3 protein-coding genes are annotated in these 2707 nt (G+C 55.5%); 1 reads left to right on the top strand and 2 read right to left on the bottom strand.

The features are described from left to right. Together hisD and RDM26_RS08390 are read right to left on the bottom strand one after the other, a co-directional pair. A partial coding sequence (hisD, locus tag RDM26_RS08395; RefSeq protein ID WP_307738508.1) for a histidinol dehydrogenase occupies positions 1–1322 on the bottom strand: 1322 nt, incomplete at its 3' end. A 78-nt stretch (positions 1323–1400) separates the two neighbouring features. Further along, a complete protein-coding gene (locus RDM26_RS08390; RefSeq protein WP_307738507.1) occupies positions 1401–2171 on the bottom strand; it encodes a hypothetical protein in 771 nt (256 codons plus the stop codon). Between the two features lie 79 nt (positions 2172–2250). Here RDM26_RS08390 and RDM26_RS08385 point away from each other — a divergent pair, with 79 nt between their 5' ends. Continuing rightward, positions 2251–2475: an RNA-binding S4 domain-containing protein gene (locus RDM26_RS08385; protein ID WP_307738509.1), complete on the top strand. Its 225-nt coding sequence runs from the start codon at positions 2251–2253 to the stop codon at positions 2473–2475. Positions 2476–2707: the final 232 nt, after the last annotated feature.

Below are 2707 nucleotides of genomic sequence, written 5' to 3'. Positions count from 1 at the left end.
CTAAATCGGCAGTTAACAGCTTCTTCGTGTGCCGGAAGATCTTCGGCGTTCGCAAAGGCAGTTAAGGGACGCGCCATAGTCTCTAGCGCGGTGCGCTGATATTCAATTTGTTGCACCGGTTTGAGATACGCCATTACTGACAACCCACCCTCATAACGGGCAGTACCTCCTGTGGGGAGTACGTGATTGGATCCCGCCAGGTAGTCTCCGAGGGGAACCGGGGTGTGCGGACCGACAAAAATCGCGCCAGCATTACAAATCTTTTCGGCTACTATCTTTGCTTCTACGGTATGAATCTCTAGATGTTCAGGCGCATAGGCGTTGACGGCCGCAATCGCGCTATCGATGTCGGCTACCAGCACGATTCCCGATTGGGGCCCACTTAGAGCTTGGCAAACTCGCTGCGAATGTTTAGTCCGCTGCGCTGCCGGAACAATCTCTTTTTCTACGGCACTAGCCAGCTGGGGAGAGTCGGTAAAAAGTACCGAGGCCGCATTGGGGTCGTGCTCGGCCTGCGAAATCATATCTGCGGCCACCAGGGTGGGATTTGCGCTCTTATCTGCGATAATCCCGATTTCTGTGGGGCCGGCTTCGGCATCTATTCCGCAAACTGCGCGCACTAGTCGTTTCGCCGCCGCCACAAAAATATTCCCCGGCCCGGTAATCACATCTACTGGCTGGCAAAGCGGATCGGGATCTACACCCTCTTCCCCACTAGCCCCATAGGCAAACATAGCGATCGCTTGCGCCCCGCCAACCGCGTAAACCTCTTTAACCCCGAGCAGCTGGCAGGCAGCCAAAATAGTGGGATGTACTTTGCCCCCGAAACGAGTTTGCGGCGGGGAAGCTACTGCTATCTGGCTCACTCCGGCTTCCTGGGCGGTAACCACATTCATGATTACCGAGGACGGATAGACGGCTAACCCGCCAGGAACATAAAGACCTACCCGCTCAACTGGGATCCAACGCTGCCTAACAATCCCGCCGGGCATTATCTCGGTTACTCGCTCACTGGGAACCTGAGCGCGATGTCCGGCGCGATTGTGGGCGATAGAAATATCCATCGCTTCACGTACGGCAGGATCTAGCTGCTCTAACGCTTGGGAGAGTTCTTCTGCTGGTACGCGCAGATTCTTTGGTCTAACCCCATCGAACTGCTCAGAAAGATCCCTCAGGGCAGCGGCGCCGCGCTTTTTCACGGCCTGCATAACGGGACGAATCTTTTCTGCCGCATCCTCAATATTCATTTGGGCGCGAGGTAGCGCCTGCCGCAGTTCCATCCCGGTAGGCATGGTAGTGCGGAAATCAGTAATTGACAGCATGGGGATATGTTAGTTGGTTGACGGCGACAGATCGCAGACTAGTCCAGTAAATAGAACCTATTGACTTATATAGTGAAATTACTTCTGGTGCTTCTTCTGTAAGTTCCGCATTATCCAATCCCGGAAACCGCGATAGGTCAAGTACAGGAGTACCCCACTTACCAGCCACAGCACCCAGGGATACCAGGCAGGAATCGGGGACACCAGATATAGGGAGGCCGCTACCACGATCAGCCCAGCTAAGAAGCCACAAACCGCCCCCAGCAGGGTGCTGGTAAGGAAGGCGTTCGACTTTTCTTGGGCGTCCCCCTGATACCAAGTCACCAAAATCAGGGCGATCACCATCGCAATCAGCGAACCGATCCGCAGCCACATCGACATTCCGAAACCGTTGAAAACCATAACTCCGGCCAAAGACAAGGCCATCAAGGCATCCAACCACCACGGTGTCAAGGCCTGCTGGCGCAAAGATTGCTGAATCTCCGCCGCGGAGACCCGGGAATCATTTTTCGCACTTACGTTTTCCGTAACGGTTTTAGCCGGTACGGCGTCCTCATTCACGGAGGCGGGAAGCGGATTCTCACTGGTAGTCTGCGGAACCGTTGCCTCTTCAGAAAGCGGAGCTATTTGCCCCTGCACAGGCTGCACCGGTGATGCCGCTTGCGGGAACTGCTGACTATATTGAGGAACCTCTTGCGCCTTGGGTGCACTAGGAGCAGGGAAAGCCGGTTGCGGCTGGGATCCAACCGGCTGGCCGACCGGTTGTGCCTGCTCAGATCTTAGAAAAGGCCAGTTTGCTCCGCTTTGCTGGTCTCCTTGCGGGAATCCGTGCGGTTCGGGGTTGCTCATCTAGCTCCTCCAACGTGCGTCAATAAAGCCATACTGCTAACAGTTTAGTATCATTTATCGCGTGGCAGATAATAACAGCGTGTCTTTACCGACGATTCCAGTGCAAGGTACCATAAAGCTAGGACAGTTCCTAAAGCTGGCGAACCTGGTTGAGGACGGTGCCGAGGCTCGCATGCTCATCCAAGCCGGTGAAGTTACGGTCAATGGTGAGGTAGAAACCCGGCGCGGCAGCGCCCTTCGTCCTGGCGATATCGTGCAAATAGATCTACCCACCGGCACTACCGGAGCCCAAGTCTCCCGCTAATCTTTCCCGCGAATGACTGGTTGCGGGCGGTAAAAGCGCTCCGGGTTAAGCGCGGGGGCGAGGTTTTTCTTGTAGTTACCGCGTGGAGCCTGGGTTTTTCCTCCCGCATTCGTCCGCGCACAGGGGCGGATTTTGCCTCGCGCCCCGAAATCCGGAAAATGCTCTGGCATTTTCACGGATTTAACGCCCGCAGCCTACCCTACGGCATAAATCCGCCCCTGCACGCTAGTTG

Source organism: uncultured Varibaculum sp., from assembly GCF_902489465.1.
GTDB lineage: Bacteria > Actinomycetota > Actinomycetes > Actinomycetales > Actinomycetaceae > Varibaculum.
This window is presented reverse-complemented; position numbering and strand designations above follow the sequence as displayed.

Bases quoted from the DNA above. Each gene is read 5' to 3' on its own strand.
- RDM26_RS08390 (WP_307738507.1), bottom strand. From the start codon at position 2,171: ATGAGCAACCCCGAACCGCACGGATTCCCGCAAGGAGACCAGCAAAGC.